General features: G+C 72.0%; 5 protein-coding genes. All 5 read right to left on the bottom strand.

The genetic code is table 11. From position 1 onward, the window contains the following. Positions 1–142 precede the first annotated feature (142 nt). Entirely contained in the window at positions 143–1,393 is a 1,251-nt protein-coding gene (locus Q0S71_RS02670) for an FtsX-like permease family protein (RefSeq protein ID WP_295990949.1), read from the bottom strand. Next, positions 1,390–2,130 (bottom strand): ABC transporter ATP-binding protein, encoded by a 741-nt coding sequence (locus Q0S71_RS02665; protein ID WP_295990946.1) that lies wholly within the window; start codon positions 2,128–2,130, stop codon positions 1,390–1,392. The genes Q0S71_RS02670 and Q0S71_RS02665 overlap by 4 nt, the downstream gene beginning before the upstream one ends. Before the next feature lie 57 nt (positions 2,131–2,187). After that, entirely contained in the window at positions 2,188–4,017 is a 1,830-nt protein-coding gene (locus Q0S71_RS02660) for a 4'-phosphopantetheinyl transferase superfamily protein (RefSeq protein ID WP_295990943.1), read from the bottom strand. Beyond that, positions 4,014–5,237, bottom strand: a complete 1,224-nt coding sequence (locus Q0S71_RS02655; RefSeq protein WP_295990940.1) for a 3-oxoacyl-[acyl-carrier-protein] synthase III C-terminal domain-containing protein — start codon at positions 5,235–5,237, stop codon at positions 4,014–4,016. The genes Q0S71_RS02660 and Q0S71_RS02655 overlap by 4 nt, the downstream gene beginning before the upstream one ends. Positions 5,238–5,247: 10 nt before the next feature. After that, a partial coding sequence (locus Q0S71_RS02650) for an SDR family NAD(P)-dependent oxidoreductase (protein WP_295990938.1) occupies positions 5,248–7,290 on the bottom strand: 2,043 nt, incomplete at its 5' end.

Below are 7,290 nucleotides of genomic sequence, written 5' to 3'. Positions count from 1 at the left end.
CGGCGGCGCGGACGCCTCGGCGGCCATCGCCGCCGGCATGAAGGACAGCAGCAGCGCCGCCGTGGCGAGCGTGGCGCGGAGGGGATGGGCCGGCGGCCGTCGTTTGCGTGGTGTGTGTGTCATCGTGTACTCCTGGTGGCGCTCAGGCGAAGCCCAGCGCATGGGTGATATCGAGGCACGCCGCACGGCGCGCGGGAAAGATGGCGGCCGCCAGCGACAGCAGCAGCAGCAGCGCCACGCTGTAGAGCCAGTAGCGCGCCACCAGATAAATGTGCAACGGCACCTCGCGCGCGATCTGCGGCGGCACCCAGGTCGGATGCAGCAGGCGCACCAGATACAGCAGCGACAACATCAGCGCCACGCCCAGCAGCGAACCGCAGGCGCCCAGCAACATGCTTTCCAGCGCGAACAGGGCGACGATGCCGCGCCGCTTGACGCCCAGCGCGCGCAGGGTCCCGATTTCACGGGTGCGCTCCATCACCGCCATGCCGACCGTGTTGACCACGCTCATGACGACGATCAGGAACACGATCAGGAAGGTCACCAGGAAGATCACGTTGAACATCTTTTTCACCTTGGTGTAGAACGGCGCCATGTCCTTCCAGTCGCGCACGTCGAGCTGCAGGCCGGCGGCGGCGAAGGCGGCCACCAGACGGCGCCGGGCGGCGTCGGTGTCGGCGTCGTTGGCCAGCAGCAGCGTGACGCGGTCCACGCTGCTGGTGTCGTAGAGCTCCTGCGCGAACTTGAGCTGCACCGTGGCCAGCTTGTCCTCCAGCGCCTCGACCGGGGCGTCGATGAATTGCTGCAGCTGGGCGTCGAGGGCGTTGACCTGGCCGCCGACCGTGGGCGACATCGCCACCGCCGTCTGCCCGAGGCGCAGGTTGAGCTGCTGCGCCAGGCCGCGGCTGACGCCTATGCCGTAGGGCAGCCGGTCCGACAGCGGCGTGCCGTCGAACTGCTGGACCCGGCTGTCGGCGTTGGGCGCGCGCGCGGCGATGGCGCGCAGGTCGGCCGGCACCCGGCCGGCGGCGACGAAGATGGTCGACACCTGGCCGTTGCTGAGCAAGCCCGAGATATACAGGGCCGGCGTGGCCAGCACCACCGCCGGGTCGGCCGCCGCCACCTGGCGGATGGCCGCCAGGTGCGCCGGCGTCAGCAGAAAGGCCAGCGGATCGAGCTTGCCCTTGCCGAGGAAGCCGGCCTTGAACACCGTCAGCTGGCCGTTGCCCTCGCCGTAGATATAGCTCTCTTGCAGACTGCCGAAGATATAGGCGGTGAAGCCGCCCAGGGTATTGACGGCCAGGAAGCCGAGGCCGATGGCGATGATGGTCACCAGCGAGCGGCGCGCGTTGCGAAACAGGTTGCGCATGGCGAGCGTGAGCCAGGTCATCATGCTGGCACCCGCTCGGCGTGGTCGGCGCGGCGCAGCACATCGTCGACGGCCATGCCGTCGCGCAGCATCAACTGGCGGTCGACGCGCGCCAGCAGCCGGTCGTCATGGGTGGAAAACACGAAGGTGGTGCCCTCGCGGCGGCTGATCTGCCGCATCAGCTCGATGATGATCACGGCGTTGGCCGTGTCGAGGTTGGCGGTCGGCTCGTCGGCCACCACCAGCACCGGTTCGGTCACCAGGGCGCGCGCGATCGCCACGCGCTGCTGCTGGCCGCCCGACAGCTTGGCCGGCCGCTGCGCCAGCTGCGCGCCCAGCCCCACCTCCTCCAGGCGCCGCCGCGCCCGGGCCCGCGCCACCGACGCCGACGCGCCGCCGATCTGCAGCGGCAGCATGACGTTTTCCAGCGCCGACAGCACCGGCACCAGGTTGAAGCCCTGGAACACGAAGCCGATGCCGCAGTTGCGCACCTCGCTGCGCTGGTCGTCCGACAAGCGCGCCACGTCGCCGCCACGGAAATTGACGGTGCCGGCGCTGGGCGCGTCGAGCAGCCCGATCAGATTGCACAGGGTGGACTTGCCCGAACCCGAGGGGCCCCACACGGCGACGAACTCGCCGGCGTCGATGCGCAGGTCGATGCCGGCCAGGGCGCGGATCGCGGTGCCGCCCAGCCGGTACTGCTTGCTAACGCCGCGCAATTCGACCAGCGGCGTGTGGCCCGGGTGCGATGGATGTGACATGGCTGCTTCCTCTCAATGTGGATGGTGGGTGTGGTCGATGCCGTCGTCTGCGGCCGCTCACCGCGGCGCGGCCAGGCCCAGCGCGCAGATGAACGGGCCGTCGCGCAGCGTCGTCACGCGCGCCGCCGCGCCGCTGGGACGGTGGCGCATCAGCAGCGCCTGGTCCGGCGCGCGCCGCAGCAGCGCGAAATCGCGCGGCGACGGCCCGAGACCGGTGCCCAGCAGCTTGCCCTGCGCCTCCTTGGCGCACCACAGGCGGGTCAGCCATTCCTCGCGCCCCGGCTGCGCGGCGGCGGCCCCCCGCGCGCCCTCCTCCCAGCCCGGCAGCTGGGCGCGCTCGGCGGCGTTGCTGAAGGCCGCCACAAAAGCGGCCTCGCGCGGTCCCACGTGTTCGATGTCGACGCCGGCCGGCGCGTCGTGGGCGACCGCCAGCGCCCGGCTGGCGCAGTGCGCGATGCTGATCCACGGCGGCGCGGAGGCCAGCGGCCACACGGCGATGCGGGGCCGGCCCAGCGCGTCGTAATCGATGGCGATGGTGGCCGGATGCGGCATGGCGGGGCCGCCATCGCCGCCCTCGGGCCCGGACGGCGCGGCCGGCGCGACGGCCCAAGCCCGGGCCGCGTCCTTGGCGGCGATGCGGCCCAGCAGCCATTGCAGCTGGCGCGGCGGATGACCGGCCTTGGCCTCGAACGCCGCCATTTCATCGGCGTGCAGGTAGTGGCGCGCCAGCAAGGTGCGGTCGAAATCGGCGATGCGCGCCGCGTCCAGCGCGCGGCACAGCGGCGTGCCGGCCGCGGCGCCGCCTTGCGCCGCCAGCGCATGGGGCTCGCTCAGCAGGTAGCGCTGCGGATGGCGGCGGAAATCGAGCAGCCGCGCATCCCAGCGGAACTGCCACGATTTCCAGCCACGGATGCGCAGCCAGAGCGCGCCGGCGCCGTCGCCGATCTCGACGTCGGTGCGCAGGAACTTGCCGCTCACCACGGTGTGGATGCGGATCTCGGCCAGGCTGCCGGGCGCCGGCGTGGCCGCGTAGTATTCCAGCTGGTCGATGCCGATCGGGAAAGTCACCCGCTGCTGCGTCTGCATGGCCCAGATGCCGATCAGCTGCCCGACGCCATCCATCAGCGCCGGGTCGGTCAGCAACTGCGGCGTGGGCGTCGACGCGAACAGCCGGTCCGGCGCGCGCACCAGCAGGGTGCCGCTGGCGCCCTGCCCGGCCACCGTGATGCGGCCCCGCAGGCAACGCAGCGACGGCCCGTGGAACAGCTGGCGGCGCGCATAGATTTGCGCGGCGTCGAGCACGGAGTCGGCCGGCGCCGGCGGCGGCGGGCCGGCCAGCGTGCGGCGGTAGGCCGGGCCGTACACCAGGACCGCGCTGATGGCCGGCTGGCGCTCGCCGTCCGCGCGGATGGCGACGGCGACGCGCTGTTCCGGGCCGTCGCCGCCGTCCGTTTGCGCGGTGATCGACAGCGCCAGCCGGTCGCGGTCGGCCAGCGCGATCCAGCGCCCGGCGCCGACCTGTTCGATGCCGACCAGGCCCATGCCCGGCGCCAGGCAGGCCGCGACCTCGGCCATCGCCTCCAGGCTGAAGGTCAGCGGCAGCACCGGATAGCAGGCCGACAGCGGCTTGTGCGGCCGGGCCGGCACGAAATGGTGGTCGGCCAGGTGCAGGTCCTCGGCCAGCGACAGCATCCGTTCGACGCAGATGCGCCGTCCGGGCGCATAGTCGGTGATGGCGCCGATGAAGGGCATGGGCGCGGGCGGCGGCGCGCGGCCGGGCTCGGCGCGCCGCAGCGCCTCGACCTCCTGGCTGCGTGCCACCAGCGGCGCGGCGCCGGGGGCGAGCTGTCGGCGCGGGTCGGCGCCCTGCGGCGCGGCGCCGTTCACGTCTTCTCCAATACCAGGCCGGTCACCGTCAGGCCCGGGCCGAAGCCCAGCGACACGACGCGGGTGCCGGCCTTGATGGCCTTTTCCTCGAGGATGCCCTTGAGGATGTGGGGGATGGTGGCCGAGGACATATTGCCGTTTTCGCGGAACACCTTCTTGCTGATCGCCACCTGGTCGTCGGTCAGGCCCAGCTCGCCCTGGATGTGCTCGACGATCTTCGGCCCGCCCGGATGAATGGCGAACATCAGCGTCGGCTTGTCGCGCTCGAAGTCGAGGCCGGCGCGCCGCAGCAGGTCGGCGACGAAGCGCCGCACATGGCGTTTGATGACCACCGGCACCATCACCGACAAGGTCATCTGGAACTGGTGGGCGGCCGGCACCCACGTCATGTCGTCGGCCGAGTCGGGCAGCAGGTGTTCGTGGAAGGCCAGCACGCGCAGGCCGTGCACGCCGTGCTGGCGGGCGTACTCGCCGGAGGCCAGCGAATACTTGATGAAGCCGTCGGCGAACAAGCTCATGGTGATGATGTTTTCGATGCCCGAGTCCTCGATATTGTGGTGGCCCGACAGCAGTTCGGTGTGCACGATGTCGACCCGCTCGCGCGGCGCGGCCGAGGGGTTGGACATGGCCGACGAGGCCAGGAAGCCGTGCGCCATCTTGATGGCCGGGAAGGCCCCGTAGCACCCCATGTGGTAGCTGTGGGTGACGGTGGTGTCGAACCACTCCTTGCGCGCCACCATGCGCTCGACCGGGCTGGGCGCCAGGTAGCCGGAACAGGTGACGTGGATCAGATCGTCCGGCGGCGCGCTGCTGTCCGGGTACAAGTCCTGCAGGCAGTCGCCGACGATCTTGCCGTAACTGGCGTGGCGCTGCTTGAGGTCGATGCCCTTGGTGTCGTCGGCGTCGCGGAACATGCGCAGGTGCGGGTGCGGCGATTCTTGCAGGATCAGCTCGCCGTCGCTGAAGCGCACGTCGCGCAGGCGTGGAAACAGCACCAGCTGGCGCCGGTTGATCTGGTCGGTCGACACCGCGTAGCGGGCGATCTTGTCGCGCATGTGGTCGAGCGCGTTGCGCATGTCTTGCTTGCTCTCGAGCTGGTGGGTCTTGCAGTGGCCCTTGGCCAGGCCGAAGGCGGAGATTTCCAGCGCGATGCGCTGGCCCACCGGCTTGACCACCTGGGCCGGTGTGAAGTCGAACAACACGGGGGTAGCGGCATGCATGGTGTGCTCCTCAGAATGAATGAACGGGTTGGGCTACGGCGCCGGCGATTTGTCGCATGCTGGCGGTGATCACCAGCTCCGGCGCGCCGCCGGCGGCGCGCTCGATCTCCTCCAGAAAATGACGCACGCCCTCGGCCACCGGGATGGGCCGGATGCCGCGCCGCGCGTACAGCTGGCGCAAGCCCGGGTCGACCATGCCGGCGTCCCAGGGGCCCCAGTTGATGGCCAGCACGCGCGCCTGGGGCCAGCGCAGGGCCAGGCCGCCGGCCAGCTTGTTGAGCACTTCGTTGGCGGCGCTGTAGTCGCACTGGCCGGCGTTGCCGAAGCGCCCGGCCACCGACGAAAAGAAGGCGACGAACTTCAGGCCCTGCGGGCGCAGCGTACGCGCCAGCGCCAGCGCCGGCAGCACCTTGGTGTCGTACACGGCGTCGAAGGAGGCCGGCGTCTTGTCGGCGATCAGCTTGTCGCCGATCACGCCGGCGCCGTGCACCACGCCGTCGATGCGGCCATGGCGCCGGTACAGGTCGCCGACCAGTTGCTCCACCGCCGCGCCGTCGCGCACATCCAGGCAGTGGTACTCGACGCGGGCGCCGCTGCTGCGCATGGCCGCCAGGTTGGCGCGGATCGAGCGCGCCCGCAGCAGGCCCTTGAGGGCGCGGTCGACCTGGGCCGGCGTGGCGCCGGCGCCGCGCATCTGGCCGACGAGGAAACGCTGCAGCGCGGCGACGTCGCCGATGTCGCGCGCCGCCGCCGGCTCGGCCTCGGGCAGCGCGCTGCGGCCGACCAGCACCAGGGTCGGACGGTAGCGCTGCGCCAGGGCGCGGGCGATCTCGGCCGTGATGCCGTACGCGCCGCCCGTCACCAGCACCACCGCGTCCGGCGGCAGGGCCGGACCGGCCGGCGGCGCGCGCCAGCCGCCGTCCGGGCGCAGCGCGATGGCGCAGCGGCCGGCGGCGCTCAAGCCGATCTCGGTGGCGGCGCCGGCGCGGCCGAACTCGGCCAGCAAGCGCGGCGCCAGCGCCGCCGGTTCCAGGCCGGGCGCGGCGTCGATGCAGCGCACCCGCACCGACGGCCACTCGAGCGCGGCGCACTTGCTCACTCCCACGGTGCCGGCGCTGGCCGGCGCCAGCGGCGCGTCCTGGCCGCCGAGGCCGAACCGGCCGTCGAGCCGTGTCAGGTTGAACAGCCCGCCGGCGCCGTGGGCGGCGGCCGCCTTCAGATCGGCTCCGAAGGCTTGCAGCATCAGGAACAGGGCGCGCGCGTCGCCCACGTGGGCGTCGGCCTCGGCCTCGGCCGCCGGCCCCGTGTCGGCCCCCATCAGATTGATGAGCGCGCCGATCGGCCGCTGTGGATCGCGCAACAGCGCGCACGCCGCGGCCGCGTGTTGCGCCGACGAGAAGTCGGCTTCGCAGCGCCGCTCGTCGAGCCGGCGCGTGGCGGCGCCCGGTATCAGACGCAGCACGACGTGGCCGAGCCGCTCCAGCGCGTGCTGCAAGGCCGCCGCCAGCGGCGATTCGGCGCCGGCCAGCAGCAGCGGGAAGGCGCGCGGCCAGTCCGCCGCGCCGGCGTCGCCGCCCTCCCCGTCGTCGTCGGCGGAACATGCGTGGACCACGTAGCACAGCACCGGATCGGCGTGCGCCACGACCGGCTCCATTGCCTCAAGCTGCGGAGACAATGGAGCCGGCGCTTTTTTTGCGGTGGCGCCTCCGGCGGCGTCGGCGGCCGCTTGCGGGGCCGGTTCCAGCGTGCGCGCATACCAGGCGGCGATCTCGTTGAGCGTCTTGTAACCGGACAGCTCGGCCAGGACCGCCTCCTCGTCGCGGTCGCCGATCAGGTTGTAACGGGCGGCCAGACCGCTGAGGATTTCAATCCGCTTGATCGAATCGATGCCCAGATCGGCCTCCATGTGGGCGTCGAGGTCGAGCATGTCGGCCGGATAGCCGGTGCGCTCCGAGACCGCCCTGACCAGCTCGGTCTTGAATTCCGCGGCGCTGGCCACCGCCAGCCCCGGCCGGGTGGCGTCGGCGTCGGCGGCCGGTGCCCGTGGCGCGGG

Source organism: Rugamonas sp. (assembly GCF_025354735.1).
Taxonomy (GTDB): Bacteria; Pseudomonadota; Gammaproteobacteria; order Burkholderiales; family Burkholderiaceae_D; genus Rugamonas.
This window is presented reverse-complemented; position numbering and strand designations above follow the sequence as displayed.